Annotated in this window: 22 protein-coding genes; 6 read left to right on the top strand and 16 right to left on the bottom strand. The window is 65.3% G+C overall.

Going from position 1 to position 19997, the window contains the following annotated elements; all coding sequences use genetic code 11:
* Positions 1-49: 49 nt before the first annotated feature.
* Positions 50-823 (top strand): cyclase family protein, encoded by a 774-nt coding sequence (locus tag JI664_RS10655; RefSeq protein WP_207013737.1) that lies wholly within the window; start codon positions 50-52, stop codon positions 821-823.
* Complete coding sequence (locus JI664_RS10650; RefSeq protein WP_207013736.1) at positions 820-1854, top strand: amidohydrolase family protein; 1035 nt, start codon at positions 820-822, stop codon at positions 1852-1854. The genes JI664_RS10655 and JI664_RS10650 overlap by 4 nt, the downstream gene beginning before the upstream one ends.
* On the opposite strand, the gene JI664_RS10645 is transcribed toward JI664_RS10650, so the two are convergent.
* From JI664_RS10645 to JI664_RS10620, 6 genes are all read right to left on the bottom strand, one after another.
* On the bottom strand, positions 1844-2809 hold the full coding sequence (locus JI664_RS10645; protein WP_207013735.1) for a fumarylacetoacetate hydrolase family protein: 966 nt from the start codon (positions 2807-2809) through the stop codon (positions 1844-1846). The genes JI664_RS10650 and JI664_RS10645 overlap by 11 nt on opposite strands.
* 68 nt (positions 2810-2877) lie before the next feature.
* On the bottom strand, positions 2878-3822 hold the full coding sequence (locus JI664_RS10640; RefSeq protein ID WP_207013734.1) for an ABC transporter substrate-binding protein: 945 nt from the start codon (positions 3820-3822) through the stop codon (positions 2878-2880).
* Positions 3823-3866: 44 nt separating this feature from the next.
* Positions 3867-4631 (bottom strand): ABC transporter permease, encoded by a 765-nt coding sequence (locus JI664_RS10635; RefSeq protein WP_207013733.1) that lies wholly within the window; start codon positions 4629-4631, stop codon positions 3867-3869.
* Positions 4628-5380 carry an ABC transporter permease gene (locus tag JI664_RS10630; protein WP_207013732.1) on the bottom strand — a complete coding sequence of 251 codons (753 nt, stop codon included), beginning with the start codon at positions 5378-5380 and terminating at the stop codon, positions 4628-4630. Before JI664_RS10630 ends, JI664_RS10635 begins: the two co-directional genes overlap by 4 nt.
* The gene (locus JI664_RS10625; protein WP_207013731.1) at positions 5377-6177 is read right to left on the bottom strand and encodes an ABC transporter ATP-binding protein; all 801 of its coding nucleotides are present in this window, start codon (positions 6175-6177) and stop codon (positions 5377-5379) included. The genes JI664_RS10630 and JI664_RS10625 overlap by 4 nt, the downstream gene beginning before the upstream one ends.
* Positions 6178-6349: 172 nt before the next feature.
* Positions 6350-7234 carry an alpha/beta fold hydrolase gene (locus JI664_RS10620; protein WP_207013730.1) on the bottom strand — a complete coding sequence of 295 codons (885 nt, stop codon included), beginning with the start codon at positions 7232-7234 and terminating at the stop codon, positions 6350-6352.
* A gap of 305 nt (positions 7235-7539) precedes the next feature.
* On the opposite strand from JI664_RS10620, the gene JI664_RS10615 reads away from it, so the two are divergent.
* Positions 7540-8640 carry a 5-methyltetrahydropteroyltriglutamate--homocysteine S-methyltransferase gene (locus JI664_RS10615; RefSeq protein ID WP_207013729.1) on the top strand — a complete coding sequence of 367 codons (1101 nt, stop codon included), beginning with the start codon at positions 7540-7542 and terminating at the stop codon, positions 8638-8640.
* Positions 8641-8832: 192 nt separating this feature from the next.
* Positions 8833-9807: an acyltransferase family protein gene (locus tag JI664_RS10610; RefSeq protein ID WP_207013728.1), complete on the top strand. Its 975-nt coding sequence runs from the start codon at positions 8833-8835 to the stop codon at positions 9805-9807.
* Positions 9808-9811: 4 nt separating this feature from the next.
* Here JI664_RS10610 and JI664_RS10605 read toward each other — a convergent pair whose 3' ends face one another.
* From JI664_RS10605 to efp, 3 genes are all read right to left on the bottom strand, one after another.
* Positions 9812-10423, bottom strand: coding sequence for a CDP-alcohol phosphatidyltransferase family protein (locus JI664_RS10605; RefSeq protein WP_207013727.1), 612 nt, complete (start codon positions 10421-10423; stop codon positions 9812-9814).
* Between the two features lie 17 nt (positions 10424-10440).
* On the bottom strand, positions 10441-10779 hold the full coding sequence (locus JI664_RS10600; RefSeq protein WP_207013726.1) for an META domain-containing protein: 339 nt from the start codon (positions 10777-10779) through the stop codon (positions 10441-10443).
* A gap of 123 nt (positions 10780-10902) precedes the next feature.
* The gene (gene efp, locus JI664_RS10595; RefSeq protein WP_207013725.1) at positions 10903-11466 is read right to left on the bottom strand and encodes an elongation factor P; all 564 of its coding nucleotides are present in this window, start codon (positions 11464-11466) and stop codon (positions 10903-10905) included.
* Positions 11467-11680: 214 nt separating this feature from the next.
* On the opposite strand from efp, the gene JI664_RS10590 reads away from it, so the two are divergent.
* Positions 11681-12004, top strand: coding sequence for a DUF6280 family protein (locus JI664_RS10590; RefSeq protein ID WP_109533416.1), 324 nt, complete (start codon positions 11681-11683; stop codon positions 12002-12004).
* 90 nt (positions 12005-12094) lie between these two features.
* Here JI664_RS10590 and JI664_RS10585 read toward each other — a convergent pair whose 3' ends face one another.
* Positions 12095-12940, bottom strand: a complete 846-nt coding sequence (locus JI664_RS10585) for an alpha/beta fold hydrolase (RefSeq protein ID WP_207013724.1) — start codon at positions 12938-12940, stop codon at positions 12095-12097.
* The gene (locus JI664_RS10580) at positions 12940-13551 is read right to left on the bottom strand and encodes a 2-hydroxychromene-2-carboxylate isomerase (protein ID WP_207013723.1); all 612 of its coding nucleotides are present in this window, start codon (positions 13549-13551) and stop codon (positions 12940-12942) included. Before JI664_RS10580 ends, JI664_RS10585 begins: the two co-directional genes overlap by 1 nt.
* Before the next feature lie 93 nt (positions 13552-13644).
* On the opposite strand from JI664_RS10580, the gene JI664_RS10575 reads away from it, so the two are divergent.
* On the top strand, positions 13645-14661 hold the full coding sequence (locus JI664_RS10575) for a ribose-phosphate pyrophosphokinase (protein ID WP_207013722.1): 1017 nt from the start codon (positions 13645-13647) through the stop codon (positions 14659-14661).
* Positions 14662-14991: 330 nt separating this feature from the next.
* Here the strand turns inward: JI664_RS10575 and JI664_RS10570 are convergent, their stop codons facing one another.
* Genes JI664_RS10570 through JI664_RS10550 form a run of 5 tightly spaced genes read right to left on the bottom strand, consistent with a single transcriptional unit; the run spans position 14992 to position 19876 of the window.
* Positions 14992-15411 (bottom strand): F0F1 ATP synthase subunit epsilon, encoded by a 420-nt coding sequence (locus tag JI664_RS10570; RefSeq protein ID WP_207013721.1) that lies wholly within the window; start codon positions 15409-15411, stop codon positions 14992-14994.
* A 20-nt stretch (positions 15412-15431) separates the two neighbouring features.
* Positions 15432-16859 (bottom strand): F0F1 ATP synthase subunit beta, encoded by a 1428-nt coding sequence (gene atpD, locus JI664_RS10565; protein WP_207013720.1) that lies wholly within the window; start codon positions 16857-16859, stop codon positions 15432-15434.
* Positions 16860-16878: 19 nt separating this feature from the next.
* A complete protein-coding gene (locus tag JI664_RS10560) occupies positions 16879-17754 on the bottom strand; it encodes a F0F1 ATP synthase subunit gamma (protein WP_207013719.1) in 876 nt (291 codons plus the stop codon).
* Positions 17755-17777: 23 nt separating this feature from the next.
* Positions 17778-19316, bottom strand: coding sequence for a F0F1 ATP synthase subunit alpha (gene atpA / locus JI664_RS10555; protein ID WP_207013718.1), 1539 nt, complete (start codon positions 19314-19316; stop codon positions 17778-17780).
* Positions 19316-19876, bottom strand: coding sequence for a F0F1 ATP synthase subunit delta (locus JI664_RS10550; RefSeq protein ID WP_207013717.1), 561 nt, complete (start codon positions 19874-19876; stop codon positions 19316-19318). The genes atpA and JI664_RS10550 overlap by 1 nt, the downstream gene beginning before the upstream one ends.
* Between the last annotated feature and the right edge of the window lie 121 nt (positions 19877-19997).

The raw sequence follows: 19997 nt of genomic DNA, 5'->3' as shown, positions 1-19997 counted from the left end.
TAGCCGAAAAATACGGTCCCCGCAAAGAATGATGCCGGGGGGAATGAGCATGCCGCGTCGTATTGTCGATCTGTCTGTAACGCTGAAGGCGGGCATCAAGTCGGACCCGCCGCCTCTGGTCCCGAAGATCCGTTATCTCGATCACGCGCACGGGGCGACGGATTTCGCGGCGATGCTGGGTATTGAGCCGTCGGAAATGCTGGGCGGCGCGGGCCCGGCCTCGGAAGAGCTGGAAGTCACCACGCATGTCGGCACGCATCTGGACGCGCCGTGGCATTACCACCCGACGATGAATAACGGCGAGCGAGCGATCACCATCGACGAGGTGCCGCTGGACTGGTGCATGGGGCCGGGCGTGAAGCTGGATTTCCGCGCCCTGCCCGATGGCCATGTGGTCACCGCCGCCGAAATCGAGGCCGAGTTCAAACGCATCGGCCACGACCTGCAACCGGGCGATATCGTGCTGGTAAATACCTCGGCCGGGTTGCGCTATGGCCATGACGATTACCTGTCCAAGGGCTGCGGCATCGGACGCGAGGCGACCTTGTGGATGACCGAACGCGGGATGCGGGTCTGCGGCACCGACGCCTGGAGCTGGGACACCCCGCTGGTCCATCAAAAGCGCCAGATCGCCGAGACCGGCAACAAGGCGCTCGCCTGGGAAGGCCACAAGGCCGGGGCCGAAGCCGCCTATTGCCACATGGAAAAACTGTCCAATCTCGAAACGCTGCCGGCCACGGGCTACACCGTCTGCGCCTTTCCAGTGAAGGTCGAGAAAGGCTCGGCCGGCTGGGTGCGCGCCGTCGCGATCTTCGACGAATGAGCGCGCTCAACCCGCTGCCCGACACCGCCCTGCCCCGCGTCGCGGTTCCGCGCGTGATCGACATGCACGGCCATTGCGGCGCCCCCGATGCCGAGGCCCTGCTCGACGGACGCCCCGAACGGCTGGCCGAGTTTCAGGCGCAGGCGGCGGGCACCGGCGCCGCCTCGATGGCGCATAACCGCGCGGTGATGCTGCCTGCCGCCGGGGCGCGGATGGCGTCACTGGACAAGCGGCTGGCCGATCTGGACCTGATGGGCATCGACCTGCAGGTCGTCTCGCCCTCGCCGCATCTCTACGCCTATTGGGCCGATCCCGCGCTGGCCAATGATCTGGTCGCCGCCACCAACGCCGCCGTTGCCGCGCTGGTCGCGCGGGCGCCCGAGCGACTGGCGGGGATGGGCATGGTGGCGATGCAGCATCCCGACCTGGCCGCCGATCAGATCCGGCAGGCCAGGGCGACGGGGCTCAAGGGCATCGAGATCTCGGCCTCGGTCGGCGCGCGGGAATTGTCGGACCCGGATTTCGATCCGGTCTGGCACGCGGCCGAAGAAACCGGATTGCCGGTCTTCATCCATCCGCTCGGCACCTCGCTAGGGTCGCGGCTGTCGTCGTTCTATCTGTCAAACACGATCGGTCAGCCGCTGGAAACCACCATCGCGCTGTCTTCGCTGATCATCTCGGGCGTACTGGATCGCTTCCCCGGCCTGAAGCTGATCGGCGCGCATGGGGGCGGGTATCTGCCGGCTTATATCGGGCGGCTCGATCACACATGGCGCGTGCGGCCCGAGGCGCGTCAGTGCCGTGAGCGGCCGTCCGATTACCTGTCGCGGATCTGGGTCGATACCGTCGTTTTCGACCCCGAGCAGTTGCGTAGCCTTGTGGCGCGGATGGGGGCGGGACGGATCCTGTTCGGCACGGATTACCCGTTCGACATGGCGGATTGCCGCCCCGACACGCTGGCCGAGGCCCTGCCCGCCCATGACCGCGCGGCGATCATGGGGGGCAATGCCGAGGCGCTGTTCAGCCTTTGACGACCTGCTGGTCGATGGCACCGAACAGGGGCGTGCCATCGGCCATGCGGCATTCCATCCGCACGCGGTCGCCGAAACGCATGAACCCGGTGCGCGCGGCCCCTTCGTCCAGCATCTCGATACCGCGCCGCTCGGCGATGCAAGACGAGCCGATCTCGCGGTAATTCTCATTCGACACGGTGCCCGAGCCGATCACCGTCCCCGCCACCAGCTTGCGGGTGCGCGCGGCGTGGGCGACAAGCTGATCGAATCCGAAGCCCATGTCATAGCCGCCCGCCGCGCCGAAACGCTCGTCGTTCCAGTCGACCACCAGCGGCAGGTCGATGCGCGCGTCGCGCCATGCATCGCCCAGTTCGTCGGGCGTGACAGCCACGGGGGCCATCGAGCAGGCCGGTTTCGCCTGCACCCAGCCGAAGCCCGTGCGCATCTCGATGGGGGCGACCGCGCGCAGCGACCAGTCGTTGATCTGTACCAGCAGCCGGATATGCCCGCGCGCAGTGGCCGCATCGGTGCCCATCGGCACCGCGTCGCAGATCACGCCGAACTCGCCCTCGAAATCGATGCCGTCATCCTCGGTCGGCAGCGGGACATCGGCGCTCGGGGCAAGGAAATGATCCGACAGGCCCTGATACATCAGCGGCCGTTCCTTGTCGGCGTGGTTGTCGATGCCAAACACCTTGGCCATCAGGGTACCGTGGCTTTCATAGGCCGACCCGTCCAGCCATTGCCACGCGCGCGGCAGCGGCGCGAGAGCCTTGGCGGGGTTGAAGGGCTGGCCGCCCACCGCGTCGAGCGCCTCATACTCGGCCTGAAGCGCCGGGGCGTAGGTGTCCCAGCTTTCGATCAGGGCCTGCATCGTCGTCACGGCCTGAGCCGGGGCAGAGCGCGACAGGTCGCGGCTGACGACATGCAGGCGCCCGTCCGGCGTCGCGTTGTCGAGGGTTGCGAGTTTCATGCTTGGTCTCCCGTCAAAGAAAGCGGCGGGACCGGGCCCCGCCGCCGGATATCGCGTGCCCCGTCCGGTTATTCGGTCGGGAAGGGGATCACGAACGTCTCGAGGTCAACCGGTTCGTAGATCAGACCCTGTTCGACCGCCAGTTCGTTCCAGAAGCCGAGGCTCGTTTCCGGCTCAAGCGCACCGCCCAGATTCGGGAAGGGCACATGCGCCACGACCGGCGCGGGAAGCGTCGTGTAGCGCGTGATGCTCTCGCGCGCTTCGGCGTCGTGCTCGCGGATGAAATCGGCGGCCTCGTCCAGCGCAAGCTGCATGCCGGTGATCGCCTCGGGATGTTCTTCGGCCCAGTCGGCGGTGGTGACGAAGATCCCGGCAGCCGAGCCATCGGGGATGACGTCAAGATAGTTGCCGATCAGGCGCCCCACGCCCATATCGACCGCGCGGCTCGAAAACGGATCGACGCTGGCCACGGCATCGACCTGCCCGGCACGGATCGCGTCGCCCGTTTGCGGCAGCGCGATTTCGACGATGTTCACATCGCCCACATCAACGCCCTGCGAGATCAGCCACTGACGCATGGTCACGTCCAGAAGCCCGCCGATTCCCGGCACGCCAACGGTCTTGCCGACCAGATCCGCCGCGCCCTCGATCCCGCTCTCGGCCCCGACCACGACGCCGGCATTCGACGTCTCGGGGAAGATGTTGGTCGATGCGAAGGTGCGCAGGTCCAGACCGTTCTCGATGGCCTGCAGCGCGACCGTCGGCGTGGGCAGCCCGACCTGCGCCGAGCCCGAGACCACGCCCGCGACGATGATCGAGCCGTTCTGCGCCAGTTGCAGTTCGACATCGACGCCGTGATCAGCAAAGAAGCCCTGATCCGCCGCGACCCAGGCGGTCATGAAACCGGTGGTCGCGGTGTAAAGCAGCGTCACCTGGGTGCGCTCTTGCGCCTGCAGCGGCAGGGCGGTCATCATCAGGGCAGCGGTGCCCATCATCAAGGTTCTGCGGTTCATTCCAGGTCCTCCCGACATGGTTAGCATTTCTGCGGGCAGCGCGCTCAGCGTCGCTGCCAGCGCAATGCCCGTGTTTCGACCAGCCCCAGCAGGGCATTGGTCACCAGACCGATGACGCCCAGAAGGGCGACCCCGGCAAAGATCTCGGCGGCATTGAAGGCCCGCGCAGCCAGCAGGATCCGGGCCCCGAGCCCGCCCTGCACGGTGATCATCTCGCCCACCACGACAAGGATCAGCGCCACCGTCAGGCCCAGCCGCAGACCGCCCATGATGTCGGGCAGCGCGCCCGGCAGGGCGATCTTGGCGATGAAAGCGCCGCGCCCCATGCCCAGCGAACGCGCGACCTCTTTGCGGCGCGGATGGATGTTGGAAAAGCCGTGCACCGTGGTCAGCAGCATCGGCCAGAGCGCGCCGAAGGCGATCAGCGTCAGGATCATGCTGTCGGTCAGGCCCAGAAACAGCAGCAGAACCGGCGCGATGGCCGAGGCAGGCAGCGGGCGCAGCACCTCGAAGATCGGCGCGATCCAGGCCTGCGCCCATTTCGACGTGCCCACCAGCGCGCCCAGCCCCACCCCCAGCAGCGAGGCCAGCGCCCAGCCCAGTGCGAGACGGCGCAGGGTGGTCAGCGTATCGGCCACCAGCGTGCCCGAGGCAAAGCCACGGCTCAGCGCGCGCCACGTCCGGTCGGGGCCGGGAAAGAAGGCGCGCGGCAGGATGCGCGCATCGGCCAGAAGCTGCCAGACCCAGATCAGCCCGACCAGCAGCGCCAGCGAGGCCAGAAACCACAGACCGCGATGCAGATATCTCATTGCGCGGCTCCTTTCGTGGCCGGGAACAGCCAGAGCTGCAGCCGCAGCATCCCCCAGTTCAGCGCCCAGCCGATGGCGCCGATCCAGAACAACGTCGCGTACATATCGGCGGGCCGCAGCGAGTTCGACGCCTGCATCAGCCGCGCGCCCAGCCCGATCGGGTTGGCGGCAATCTCGACGGTGATGGCGATGATCAGCCCGATCCCGGCAGCCAGCCGCAGCGCCACGAAAAGGCGCGGCAGCACGGCGGGCAGGACGATCTTGCGCACCCGCGCTCCGGGGCTCAGCGCCAGCGCCCGCGCGACCTCGGACAGCCGGGGCTCGATCTGGCGCACCGCCGCTTCGGTCAGCACGAGGACGGGGAAACAGGTGCCGAAGGCCACGATGGCGACCTCGAGCCGATAGCCGAAGCCGAAGATCAGCAGCGCGATGGGCAGGATGGCGATGGCGGGCAGCGGGCGCAGCAATTCCACCGTCACACGCATCACGCGGCCAACCGGCGGGATCAGCCCGAACAGAACGCCCGACATCGTCCCCAGCACGAAACCCAGCGCCAGCCCCATGCCGCCTGCCGCCAGCGTATCGCCGGTATCGGCCCAGAAGGCGGGCTCGGTCAGTCCGCGCCCGAGGGCCGCGAAAATCGCGTCCGGCGCGGCGATGGTGTCGCTTTGCAGCCCGGTCAGCATGACCGCCAGTTGCCACGCCAACAGCAAGGCTGCGGGAAGGGCCAGACCCTTGAGCGCTGTCATTGCTCGAAACGCTCGATGAAGTCGAAAAGCTCACGGCGCAGACGCAGAAATTCCGGCATCTCGCGCGTGGTCAGCTGGTTGCGCGGCTTGGGCAGATCGACGTCGAAGATCTGGCTCACCCGACCCGGATTGGGTTCGAGCGCGATGATGCGGTCGGACAGGTAGATCGCCTCTTCCAGATCGTGGGTGACGAAGAACGCGGTGACATTGCTTTCGCGCACGATGCCCAGCAACTCGTCCTGCAGCTTCTGGCGCGTCATCGCGTCCAGCGCGCCGAAAGGTTCGTCCATCAAAAGCACATCGGGGTCTTGCGCAAGGCAGCGCGCGATCTGCAGGCGCTGCTGCATCCCGCCCGACATTTCCGAGGGGAATTTCTTCTCGCTGCCGGCCAGCCCGACGGTGCGCAGCAGAGTGTGAATGCGGTCGCTGCGTTCGGACCGGGGGACGCCCGCGGCTTCCAGCGCCAGCGACACGTTGCCCTCGGCATCGCGCCACGGCAGCAGCGCGTTGGCGTAATCCTGAAACACGATGGCGATTTCGCGCGACGGCGCGCGGTGCTCGGTGCCGCGGAACAGAACGCGGCCCTGCACCGGCGCGACCAGCCCCGCGAGAAGGCGCAGGAAGGTTGTCTTGCCACTGCCCGAGGGGCCGATCACGCAGACGAATTCACCCTTTTCCAAGGTCAGATCGACCTGATCGAGGATCGTCGTCGCGCCATAACGGACCGAGGCGGCATCGACGTGCAGGACGTCTTCAGCCGCGTTTTCCGTTGCGTCGATACCGGTGGTTTCCAACATCTCGTGCCTCCCAGACGGGCGGACCGTAGGGGCGCGGTGCATTATATGTCAAATGAATGAATAGTATTGGTCTTATAAGTTCTGATTATTCGACCTTTGCGACAGCGTGGAGCCCTGCGCGATCGGTTCGATCAGAACCGATCGCGGGGATGCCAGTCGGAAGACCCGGAACCTATTGCGCGAGACGCCGCGACAGGAAGTCCCCGATCACACCGGCCATCTGCGCGGCAACGGCGGGGTCGAGATGGAAATGGTGATCGCCCGGCAGCTCAAGGCTTTCGTAATCCGCGATCAGCGGGCCCAGTTCCGGCAGGACAGCCGTTTCGCGACGGGTGGCGGCGATGCCGGTCTCGGCCCAGATGTTCAGCACCGGGCAGCGGATCGCGCGCAGGACCGCCTCGACATCCGCGCGCGATAGCTTGACCGCCGAGCTGGCGAACAGACGCCGGTCGCCGCGCATCCGGTAGCCATCGGGCCCCGGTTCGAGCGCGCGGTCGGCCAAGGCCTCGGAGACCTGCGGGGCGTTGCCCTGTGCGCGGCGGCGCTCGATATAGTCGGCGCGGGTGGCAAAGGTCCTTGGCGGGCGCTTCTGCTGCGCGCGGGTATCGTTCACGAAAGCGCTCAGCGTCGCGACGATGCCGGCGTCCGACGGGACCGGCACCAGCGAATCGAGCGCGATCAGCGCGCGCACCCGCTCGGGCTGGGCGGCTGTGAAAAGCGCAGCGATATTGGCCCCGCGCGAATGGCCCATCAGCACGCAATCGCGCCAGCCCAGCAGGTCCAGCAGACCGGCAATCTGCGGCAGGTCGTCCCAGATGTTATAGGTCGCATGGGCCGCCCGATGCGCGCTCAGCCCCTGCCCGCTGAGATCCAGCGCCACCACCCGGCAGCCGGTCAGTCGCGGGGCCAGTTCCTGAAAGCTGGCGGCGTGATCCATCCAGCCATGCAGCGCCAGCACCGGCAGCCCGTCTTCGGGGCCCCAGGCCAGCCCGGTCAGACGCAGCCCGTCCACCTCCCACTGGCATTCCGTCGCTGTTCTGTTGTCCTGCCCGCTCATCCGCATCCTCGTTTTTTCGTTGTCGCCCGGTGATAGCCCATCTTTCGCGACGAATTGAACCACAGGATTGCCGGGACCACGGCGCGCGCCCTCCCCGGCGGTGCCTTCCATGTGCCCTGCCCATGGGGTAAGTCCATGCGCATGACCAACCGTGTGCCCCAACAGCCGGTCCGCCCGCGCGGCACCCGCCCTGCCGCGTTGCCGACCGGCCCGTACGGTCCCCGGGCATGGCGCCGGACAGGCGCGGTTGCGGACCTCTCCCTTTATTCGCGGCCGCCGCGCCGCATGACCCTGCAGGACAAACCATGACGAACCTTACCCCCCCGTTCCGCGCCGATCATGTCGGCAGCCTTCTGCGCCCCCGCAAGATCGCCGAGGCCCGCAAGGCCGGGCTGACCGGCGACGCGCTGCGCGAGATCGAGGATCAGGAAATCCCCGCCCTGATCCGGATGCAGGAAGAGGTTGGTCTCAAGGTCGTCACCGATGGCGAGGCGCGCCGCGCCTTCTGGCATTTCGACTTCATGGGGATGCTTGACGGGCTCGACATCGTCGAACTGGCCGAGGACACGCTGGGCTTCAAGGGCGCGACGATCAAGCAGATCGCCGAAGTGAACGGCCCGCTCGACTTCCCCGCCGATCACCCGATGCTCGAGCATTTCCGCTTCGTCGCGAAGAACACGAAGGTCTGCCCGAAGATCTCGATCCCCGGGCCTTCGGCGGTGCATTTCCGCGTGACGCCCGCGACCAACAAGCACGCGCCCTATGCCGACCAGGACCTGTTCATGGCCGACATCGCCAAGACCTACAAGAAAGCCGTTCAGGCCTTCTATGATGCGGGCTGCCGTTACCTGCAGCTGGACGATATCTTCTTTGCCTATCTCGGGGACGAAAACCAGCGCGAGATCCGCCGCCAGATGGGTCAGGACCCCGACCGCCTGATCAAGAAATACGCGTGGATGCTGGAAGAGGCGATCAAGGACCGTCCGGCCGATATGCTGATCGGGATGCATATGTGCCGGGGCAATTTCCGCTCGACCTTCGTGGCGACGGGCGGGTACGACGCGGCGGCGGACGCGATCTTCAACCAGACCAGCGTCGATGTGTATTTCATGGAATACGACACCGATCGCGCCGGGGGGCTGGAACCTCTGGGCCTGCTGCCCAAGGGCAAGAAGCGGGTGCTGCCCGGCTTCATCACCACCAAGACCCCGCAGCTGGAAAGCATCGACGATCTGAAGCGCCAGTTCGACGCGGCGTCGAAATTCGTCGACATGGACCAGCTGGGCATCGCACCGCAATGCGGCTTTGCCTCGACCGAGGAAGGCAACGACTTGACCGAGGACGACCAGCGCCGCAAGCTGGAACTGGTGGTGCAAACCGCCGAGGCGATCTGGGGCGAAGCCTGATCGCGACAGGGCGGGGCCGCTAAACGGCCCCGCCGCCTGTGCCCCGCCAGCTGAGCCCCGCCGCCTGTGCTCGGCAGGCCGAAGCAGGCGCCCACGAAAACGCCAGAATGCTGGGTATTTCGTCCGATTTCGCGCGGCAATTTCCGCGCCCCGAGCATATTTCCGCCCGAATTCGCCGCAAGAATCGGGCGTATGACACGGATACACTCGATAGATTATCTGAAATTCCTGATCGCGAGCTGCGTGGTCTGGGCGCATGCGGTCCTGTTGAGCGGCCATTTCCACGTGCCCACCTACCTGTTCGGTCAGGGGCTGGTGCGCAATGCCGTGCCGGTCTTCGCGATGATCTCGGGCTTCCTGCTGCACGCGACCCACCGCAAGGGCCGCACCGCGCGCTGGCTGACCGTGCTGGGCTGCGCCTATCTGTTCTGGTGTCTCGTCTACCTGCCGATCTGGCTGGACGACAGCCACATGTCGATGCGCGACCTGATCTATCAGCTGATCTTCGGGCCGCTTCACCTTTGGTACATGGCGGCCCTTGTCGTCGCCGTGGCGATGGTCATGGCCGTCCTGCGGCTCGCCTCGTCCGAGAGAGTGGCGCAATACTGGCTGGCCGGGTCCGCCGTGGTGCTTCTGCTTACCGGGAGCGCAATCCAGTCGGTGGATTTCTATACCAGCATCGACATGCCGCTGAACAGCTATCGCAACGGCGCCTTCGTCGAATATCCGTTCGTCGCCATGGGCTACCTGCTGGCGGGACTGATCCGCCAGAAGGGGCTCGACTGGCTACCGCGCGCCCGGGTGCTCTGGCTTATCCTTGCCGGGCTGGCCGTGCTGCGGCTGATCGAAGCGGCGTTCTCGCTGCACTACGCGGGACTCAGCCCCGCCGCGCCACCCGAATTGCCACCCCTTGCCGTTGCCTTCTGCGCCACGCTGCTGCTGGCGATGATGCGCACCCCCCTGCCCGCGCCGCGCGCGCCGCTGGGCATGATTTCGATGTTCGTCTATTTCCTGCATTACATCGTCATCCTGACCATGCTCTCTATCGGGATCGACAATGTCTGGCTTCTGACCGCGACCGGCGTGGCGATCCCGGCGCTTGCCACCTACGCGCTGATCTGGACGCTTGGCATCGTGCGGCCGTTACTACAGCAATCGGACCGCTGAGCGCTCAGTCCTTGCGGAACTGATCCGCCGCCATCGCCACCCGGATTACCGCCGTCAGCACGCAGAGCCCCGCGAAAACCAGCGCCAGCGCAGGAAAGGCACCGGGCCACAGGCAGAAGGCCACGAAGAAGGCGATGGTCTCGCTGCCTTCCAGAAGCCCGCCCGCGTGATACCACGACTTGCGTCCGCGCGCCTCGGTCTCGAGCCGGTGCTTGGCGGCAAGGATTGCGTAACCCAGAAACGACGCGCCGTTGACATAGAAAGCCGCCAGCAGCGCCGCTCCGGCCCAGCCATTGCCCGCCGGGTCGGCCCAGACGAAGGCCAGCGGGATCGCCGCGTAGAAGACGAAATCGGCCACGATATCCAGATAGCCGCCGATATCGCTGATCGAGCCCGCGCGCGCGACGGCGCCGTCCAGCCCGTCCGCCAGCCGCGAGGCAAGGATCAGCGCCAGCGCCCAGCCATAGGCCCCCAGCGCCAAAGCCCCGGCGGCCCCCAGCCCCAGCACGAGACCAAGAGCGGTGACCGTGTTCGCGCGAACGCCCATCCGCGCAAGGCCGCGTCCCGCCCGGTTGAGCGGCGGGTCGATCAGCGGGCGCAGGTAACGGTCAAGCATCCCGACGGCGGGCCATGTCAGGGCAGCCGCACGGCGCGCAAAAGCGGCTGCTCGCCGTTGAGAAGCTCAAGCCGCCCCTCGGCATCGATACGCCAGTCGTTGACACTCTCGACCGCGCGGTTGAAAGCGCTCTCAAGCTCGGCCATGCGCCCGAAGCATCCCCGCCGCGTCATGCCCAGCCCCTCGAAGGCGAAGCCCGGCATCAGGCTGTAGCCGCCGAAGACGCGGTTGCACCCGGTCGAGCCACTGACCCGCCCCTCTTCGAAGGTAAGCGTCACGTCGTCGTCGGCGCTGACCGCGATACCGTCGAGCAGCCGCACGCTCCACTGCCCGTCAGGCCGGGGTGGCGGCGTCATGGCATCCCCCTGTTGTGCAAAGGCCGCCCCCGAAAGGACGGCCCCCAAAAAGGCAGCGTGACAAAGCGTGGTCAGGCCAAAGCCCGTCGCGACGGCGAAGGCTCGGGCTGTGCGACGCATGGTTCAGGCGCGCTCGGAATATTCGAAGGACTCGGTGTGGACGATGATATCCTCGTCCTGCGCGATGAACGGCGGCACCATGATGCGCACGCCGTTATCCAGAACGGCGGGCTTGTAGCTGTTGGCGGCGGTCTGGCCCTTCACCACTGGCTCGGTCTCGACGACCTTGCAGGTGACTTTCTGCGGCAGCGACACGTTGAGCGCCTCGTCGCCGTAATATTCGATGGTGACGGTCATGCCATCTTGCAAGAACGGACGGCGGTCGCCCAGAAGGTCCGCGGGCAGTTCGATCTGCTCGAAGGTCTCGTTGTCCATGAAGGTCAGCATGTCGTCGGCTTCGAACAGGAATTGCTGGTCCTTCTGCTCCAGACGCACGCGCTCGACCTTGTCTTCCGACCGGAAACGCTCGTTCAGCTTGCGACCGTCGCGCAGGTTCTTCATCTCGACCTGAGCAAAGGCGCCGCCCTTGCCGGGCTTCACATGGCCGACCTTCACGGCAACCCACAGGCCGTTGTCGTGTTCCAGCACGTTGCCGGGCTTGATTTCGTTGCCGTTGATCTTGGGCATGGAGAAAACTCTTCAGAAAGCGTTGAGATCGTCTTGTGCCTGCCTATATCTTGCAGGGTCCGGCCGTGCAAGCAAACCAAACAAAGGCACAATGATAAGTCCGTTATGCAAAATTTGCATGACGGTCATGCAAAAGATCGGTAGCGAATCGCACGCCGTTATCGGTAAAGAGGCGGACGCCAGAAAATGCAAGACCAAGAATAAGGACGGTAACATGTTCGACTCCGTGGATGGCACGGCTTACAACCACGAGCAGGGCCAGCGCGCGCGCAAGCTGTTCGCGGCCGTGGTGCTGGCCGCGCTGGACGATGCGATCGCCGACGACAAGAAATACGGCAACGGTCCCGAACAGATCGCCCGCTGGGCGCGTTCGCGTGATGGTCGCGAAGTTCTGAGCTGTGCAGGTATCGACCCCAACGAACGTGTCGTTTCGGGTCTGATGCAATTCGTCGCCGCCGGTGTGCGCACCTCGGTCGCGCTGTCGCGCGAGGAAAGCGAGCGCCGCATGGCCGCGCTTCAGGACGCCGAAGCGGCCTGATCCCCTGCCCGTCCGGCGCTTCAGCCGGGCCAGCCTGAAAGCCCCTCGTACCCCATGGTACGAGGGGCTTTCAGTCATTTCAGGGTCGTTTCAGGCAAAGTCCTGCAGTCCGGCCCCGGCTTTCTGTGCCAGAGCCTTCTGTGCCGGGCGGGCCAGCCCGTGACGCTGCATCCAGTCATGGATGGCCGCCGCCACCGCGCCCGGATGGGACAGCGGCGCCATATGGCCCGCCCCGGCGATCTCGGCCGTCTCGGCCTGCGCCAGACGCGCCATGAGCCCGCGCTGGATGGCCGGGAAGATCGGCGCGGTCTCGCTGCCCACGATGATCAGCACGGGCCTGTCGAAGCTCTCCATGAGCCCCGGCGCCAGCAGGTTGCCACTATCCTCGAACAGCCCCGCATCCGTGGCTTTGACCAGCTGCATCTGCGCGGCCATGACCGACTGCGCCGGGGCGGGCAGCGCGTCGAAATCGGGCGAGCCGGGATTGCCCGCCAGAAACAGCCGTGCGGCCTGGTCCGGGCGGCCCCGCTGCAGGGCGGCCTCCATCTCTTCGGTCTCGCGCCGATATTGGGCAAAGGCGTCGGACCCGGCAGCGGCGGCAAAGAAGACCGGCTCGATCAGAACCAGACCGGCCACATCCTGTTTGTGGTGCAACGCATGGCGCAAAAGCGAGGCCGCGCCAAAGGAATGCCCGACCAGCAGCGACGGGCGGCGGATAACGGCCCCCAGCGCCCGTGCAACACCGGCATGAAAATCGCCGGGATCGGCTGGCATCGGGCTGCGCCCATGGCCCGGCAGATCGGGCGCCATCACGTCCAGCGGCACCGGCAACGCCTCGACCAGTGCCTTCCAGCTTCCGCCATGGCCCAAGAAGCAATGCGCGAAAAGCGCGGGCAAACCGTCACCGGACCCCAGCCGCCTGTCCGTCATCTTCATTATAGCGCGCCCGACAGATACAGATCCAGATCGTCCAGCCGGTCCTGTCCCCAGAAATGCTCGCTGCCGTCGACAACGAAGAACGGGAAGCCGAACACGCCTGCCGCGACCGCCTCTTCCAGATACCGGCCATACAGCTCGGCACCGATCAGCATCCCGCTCATCGACAGCATCGGATCGAAGCCCGCAGCCTTCAGCGCGCCGGTGATCACCTCGTCCTCGGCGACGTTGCGATCCTCGACCCAGCAGGCCTTCAGCAGCGCCTGAACCAGCCCGTCCAGATCGCCCTCCGCGCCTTTGTCGCAGGCCTCCTGCGCGGCAATGATCGCATAGGCGGCGGGTGCGGGATTGGTCGGCGCGAAGGCCGGCTGCAAGGTCAGCGGCACGCCCGCTTTCTTCGACTGGCGGCGGAGCTCCTGCAGGCGATACGCACGGCGGCTTTCATGCCGCTCAGGCAACGGCTGGCCGCCTGTCCTCTGGAACAGTGCGCCCGGATCCACCGGCTTGTAGCGCAGTTTCGCCCCGTGTTTGCGGGCGATCTCGGCAGGCCGGGTGCCCGCCAGATAGGTCCAGGGAGAGATGATTGTCAGGTAGTAATCAATCTGTTGCATATGAGCACATCCCCCGGGCCTGCGACTTTGCAAGACCCTAGCGGGGTGCTAAGCGGTGTCAACCGCGCGATTCCCCGCCCAACCGAGGTCCCGATGCCCGCCATGACCGAACCGAAACTGATTGCCGGCAATGCGAACCAGCCGCTGGCCAAGGCCATCGCAAGGCGCATGTCTCTGCACCGCGGCATGAGCGTTAATCTGGTCGAAGCCCGCGTCGAGCGCTTCAACGATCAGGAGATCTTCGTCGAGGTTTACGAGAATGTGCGCGGCGAGGATATGTTCATCATCCAGCCGACCTCGAACCCGGCCAATGACAACCTGATGGAGCTGCTGATCATCGCCGACGCGCTCAAACGCTCGTCAGCCGCCCGCATCACCGCCGTCATCCCCTATTTCGGTTATGCACGGCAGGATCGCCGCACCAAGGCGCGCACGCCCATTTCGGCCAAGCTGGTCTCGAACCTGATTTCCGAAGCGGGTATCGACCGCGTCCTGACGCTGGATCTGCACGCGACCCAGATCCAGGGCTTTTTCGATATCCCCGTCGACAACCTATACGCCGCACCGGTCTTCGCACTCGACGTGCTCCACACCTTCCGCGAGCGGCTGTCGGACGTGATGGTGGTCTCGCCCGATGTCGGCGGCGTGGCCCGCGCCCGCGAACTCGCCAAACGCATCAACGCGCCGCTGTCGATCGTCGACAAGCGCCGCGAGAAACCGGGCGAGATCGCCGAGATGACCGTGATCGGTGACGTGACCGGCAAGAGCTGCATCATCGTCGACGACATCTGCGACACCGCGGGCACGCTGTGCAAGGCGGCCGAAGTACTGATGGATGCCGGCGCCACCGAAGTGCACAGCTACATTACCCACGGCGTCCTGTCGGGCCCGGCGGTCGAGCGGATCAAGACCTCGGTGATGAAATCGCTGGTGATCACGGATTCGATCGAGGCCACCGACGCGGTCAAGGCCACGCCGAATATCCGCATCGTCCCCACGGCGCCGATGTTCGCTCAGGCGATCCTGAATACCTGGAACGGCACGTCGGTCTCGTCGCTCTTCGACATGGAAACGCTGACGCCGATCTACGAAGGGCTCTATTCGCGCTGAGCCCCGGTCCTGCAAGGCAAGATCGAAAGGCGCCCCGTTTCGGGCGCCTTTTGTTTTGCGCAGCTCTGCCCCCGGCTACCTGCGCGGCGTGGCAAGCGATGCGTGAGTATTTCTGGCAAAGTGAAACAGCAGCCTCCTTCCCCCCGGGAAGCGCGGACAATTTTATTCAAATTTGCCCATCTTTGTTCTCCAAATATCCTGGGGGGTGAGGCGCGCAAGCGCCGAGGGGGGCAACGCGCCCCTGCCCGGCTCGCCGTGAACAGTCGGTCGGGCCAAAGCAAAGGGCCCCGCTTTATCGGCGGGGCCCTTGCGATTTCTCCGGATCGGCGATCAGAGGCTCGGCATGTTCGGGTCGAGCCCGATATGCGACCCCATCGCCACCATGTCCGACAGCAGCTTTGCCGCATCGTCGACCACCGTGTGATGGGCTTCCTGATGCGCCTTGTGCGCTTCGGCGACCCATTCGTCCATGACGGACTGGGTGACTTCGCCCTTGGGCAGCGAACGCTCGGCAAGCACCGAGATGCCCTCGGGCGTGATCTCGGCGAAGCCGCCGGTCACGGCGAATTCGGTCGTCTGACCGTCCGCCGTTACCGCCAGCACACCGGGACGCAGCGTCGTGATCGTCGCCGAATGCCCCGGCATCGCCGTCATGTCCCCGTCCGCGCCGGGGATCCGGACCTCGGAGGCCTGGGCGGACATCAGCTTCCGCTCAGGCGAGACGAGGTCGAACTGCATCGTATCGGCCATGAGGCCCTCCTATGGTCGGATCAGGCCGCGGCGGCCAGGCGCTGCGCCTTCGCGACCACGTCGTCGATATCGCCGACCATGTAGAAGGCGGCTTCCGGCAGGTGGTCGTATTCACCCGCGACAACGGCCTTGAAGGACGCGATGGTTTTCTCGAGCGGGACCTGCACACCGTCCGAGCCGGTGAACACTTTCGCCACGTCGAAGGGCTGCGACAGGAAGCGCTGGATCTTCCGGGCGCGGGCCACGGTCAGCTTGTCCTCTTCCGACAGTTCGTCCATCCCGAGAATGGCGATGATGTCCTGAAGCGACTTGTAGCGCTGCAGGATCCCCTGCACGTCGCGGGCAACCTGATAATGCTCTTCGCCGATGATCTGCGGGTCCATGAGACGCGAGGTCGAGTCGAGCGGGTCCACGGCGGGGTAGATGCCGAGTTCCGAGATCGCGCGGTTAAGCACGGTCGTCGCGTCGAGGTGGGCGAAGGTCGTGGCAGGCGCCGGGTCGGTAAGGTCATCGGCCGGAACGTAGACGGCCTGGATCGAGGTGATCGAGCCGTTTTTCGTCGAGGTGATGCGTTCCTGCATCGCGCCCATGTCGGTGGCCAGCGTCGGCTGGTAGCCCACGGCCGAGGGGATACGACCCAGAAGCGCCGACATTTCCGAACCCGCCTGCGTGAAGCGGAAGATGTTGTCGACGAAGAACAGAACGTCGGTACCGGTGGCATCGCGGAACTGCTCGGCCAGCGTCAGGCCGGTCAGCGCAACGCGGGCACGGGCCCCCGGCGGCTCGTTCATCTGGCCGAAGACCAGAGCGATTTTCGAATCCGTCAGGTTGTCCGGCGTCAGAACGCCCGATTCGATCATCTCGTGGTAGAGGTCGTTCCCTTCACGGGTCCGCTCGCCCACACCGGCGAACACGGAGAGGCCCGAGTGCACCTTGGCGATGTTGTTGATCAGTTCCTGAATGAGAACCGTCTTGCCCACACCGGCGCCGCCGAACAGGCCGATCTTGCCGCCCTTCGAATAGGGCGCCAGCAGGTCGATGACCTTGATGCCGGTGACGAGGATCTCGGCCTCGGTCGCCTGGTCGGCCATGCTGGGCGCCACGGCGTGGATCGGGCGGTACTCGTCGGCTTCGACCGGGCCCTTTTCGTCGACGGGCTCGCCCACGACGTTCAGGATGCGGCCCAGCGTGGCGGTGCCCACGGGCACCTGGATCGGCGCGCCGGTATCGGTCACGGCCTGACCGCGCACGAGACCTTCGGTCGCGTCCATGGCGATGGCGCGAACAGTGTTCTCGCCGAGGTGCTGGGCGACTTCCAGAACCAGCGTCTTGTTGTCGTTGGTGGTCGTCAGGGCGTTCAGAATCGCGGGCAGGGTCCCGTCGAACTGCACGTCGACGACGGCGCCGATCACCTGGGTGACCTTGCCGGTGGCTTTTTCATTGGCCATTGTGTGTTTCTCCGGTTCCTCAGAGCGCCTCGGCGCCCGAAATGATCTCGATCAGTTCGTTGGTGATGACGGCCTGACGCGAACGGTTGAATTCGATGGTCAGCTTGTCGATCATGTCACCCGCGTTCCGCGTTGCGTTGTCCATCGCGGACATCTGCGCGCCGTTGAACGAAGCGTTGTTCTCGAGCAGCGCGGCAAAGATCTGCGTGGCGACCGAACGCGGCAGAAGATCGGCGAGGATCGCCTCTTCCGACGGTTCGTAATCATAGATCGTGCTGTCCGCATCCTCGTCCGCGCTTTCAACCATCGTCGGGATGATCTGCTGCGCCGTCGGGATCTGGCTGATCACCGACTGGAAGCGGTTGAAGAAGATCGTCGCGACGTCGAACTCGCCCGCATCGAAGCGGCTCAGCAATTCCTGAGCGATCGAACGCGCATTGTCATAGCCGATCCGGCGCACTTCGCTGAGATCGACATGGCCGATCAGCAGGTCGGCGTAATCGCGGCGAAGCTGTTCGCGGCCCTTCTTGCCGACCGTCAGGATCTTGACGGTCTTGCCCTGAGCCCGCAGCTCCATGATCTTGTTGCGCGCGAGCTTGACGATCGACGAGTTGAACCCGCCGGCAAGGCCGCGCTCGCCGGTCATCACGACCAGAAGCTGAACCTTGTCGTCACCCGTGCCGGCCAGCAAGCGCGGCGCGCTGTCCGACCCGGCGACCGAGCTTGCAAGCCCGCTCACCACCGCATCCATGCGCTCGGCATAAGGACGCGCGGCTTCCACGGCTTCCTGGGCGCGGCGGAGTTTAGCCGCCGCGACCATCTGCATCGCCTTCGTGATCTTCCGAGTGTTCTTGACACTCGTGATCCGGTTTTTCAGGTCCTTGAGGCTTGGCATCTACCTTGTCCTCTCCCCCGCCCTCAGGCGAAGTCTTTCGCGTATTCGTCCAGCGCAGCCTTGATCTTGTCTTCCAGCTCGCCCTTCACCTTACGGTCGTTGTTGGTGATATCGGCCAGAAGATCGGCATGGTTACCGCGCAGATGGGCCAGCAGACCCTTCTCGAAACGGCTCACATCCGACACCTTGATCGGATCGAGATAGCCGTTGGTGCCGGCATAGATGACGCAGACGATCTCGGCGTTGGTCAGCGGCGAGTATTGCGGCTGCTTCATCAGCTCGGTCAGACGGGCACCCCGGTTCAGCAGCTTTTGCGTCGCGGCGTCGAGGTCCGAACCGAACTGCGCGAAGGCGGCCATTTCGCGGTACTGGGCAAGCTCGAGCTTGACCGGACCGGCGACCGATTTCATCGCGTTGGTCTGAGCCGACGAGCCCACACGCGACACCGACAGACCGGTGTTCACGGCCGGGCGGACACCTTGGTAGAACAGGTCGGTTTCCAGGAAGATCTGGCCGTCGGTGATCGAGATCACGTTGGTCGGAATAAAGGCCGACACGTCGCCACCCTGCGTTTCGATGATCGGCAGCGCCGTCAGCGAGCCCGAGCCGTTGTCTTCGTTCAGCTTCGCCGAACGCTCCAGCAGGCGCGAGTGCAGATAGAACACGTCGCCCGGATAGGCTTCACGCCCCGGCGGACGGCGCAGCAGCAGCGACATCTGGCGATAAGCCACGGCCTGCTTGGAAAGGTCATCGTAGATGATCAGCGCGTGGCGGCCGTTGTCGCGGAAGAATTCCGCCATCGCGGTCGCGGTATAGGGCGCGAGGTACTGCATCGGCGCGGGATCCGAAGCGGTCGCGGCGACGATGATCGAGTATTCCAGCGCGCCGTTTTCTTCCAGCTTCTTGACCAGCTGGGCAACGGTCGAACGCTTCTGACCTACAGCGACATAGACGCAGTAGAGCTTCTTGCTCTCGTCGTCGCCGGCGGCATCGTTATAGGTCTTCTGGTTCAGGATCGAGTCGAGCGCGATCGCGGTCTTGCCGGTCTGACGGTCGCCAATGATCAGCTCGCGCTGGCCACGGCCGACCGGGATCATGGCGTCGACCGATTTCAGGCCGGTGGCCATCGGCTCGTGCACCGATTTCCGGGGGATGATGCCCGGCGCCTTGACGTCGGCGATGCGGCGCTCGGAGGCGTCGATCGGGCCTTTGCCGTCGATCGGGTTGCCCAGAGCGTCGACGACGCGGCCGAGCAGGGCTTCACCGGCGGGCACGTCCACGATGGACTGCGTGCGCTTGACGGTGTCGCCTTCTTTGATGTCGCGGTCCGAACCGAAGATAACGACGCCGACGTTGTCGCTTTCGAGGTTCAGCGCCATGCCGCGGATCCCACCGGGGAATTCCACCATCTCACCAGCCTGGACGTTGTCCAGACCATGGACACGGGCGATACCGTCGCCGACCGAGAGAACGCGGCCGACTTCGGCCACTTCGACTTCCTGGCCGAAGTTCTTGATCTGCTCCTTGAGGATCGCAGAGATCTCAGCTGCTTGGATACCCATTATCCGACCTCTTTCATGCTGTTCTGGAGGGCCGCGAGCTTTGACTTGATCGACGTGTCGATCATCTTCGAGCCCACTTTGACAATCAGACCACCGATAAGGCTTTCATCGACGGCGACATTCAGTTTCACATTCTTGCCGACGCGCGCTTTGAGCGTCTCGGCCAGCTGATCCGCCTGCGCCTTGGTCAGCACGCTGGCCGAGGTCACATCGGCGGTCACTTCGCCTTTTTCCTCGGCGACCATGCGGCGCAGCTCGGCAATCAGGGCCGGCAGCGCGAACAGGCGGCGGTTCTGGGCCATCATGCCCAGCGTCCCTGCCATGATCTGCGACAGGTTCATCTTGGACGCCAGCGCGGTGATCGCGCTGCGCAGATCGTCACGGCTGTAGACCGGCGACGACAGGGCCGCGCGCAGGTCGGCACTGTCATTCAGAGCGGCTTCGAGCGTGTCGAGATCGGTTTCGAGCCCGGCAAGTGCCGAGTTCTCTTTCGCCAGTTCGAAGACGGCGGTGGCATAGCGCACAGCGATGCCGGTGGAAATCGAAGCAGGTTCGGACACGTCCACCCTTTCGAGTTTGTACGCCCTTTGGCCTCGCGCTAGGCCGGGGCGTGGTCTGGGTGCTCGAAGATAGTGCGCGGCACCTCAAATTCGGTGCGGATGTAGCAGAGCATTCCCGGTC

Origin of the sequence: Rhodobacter sp. NTK016B, assembly GCF_017303295.1 — a bacterium.
Lineage (GTDB): Bacteria > Pseudomonadota > Alphaproteobacteria > Rhodobacterales > Rhodobacteraceae > Pararhodobacter.
This window is presented reverse-complemented; position numbering and strand designations above follow the sequence as displayed.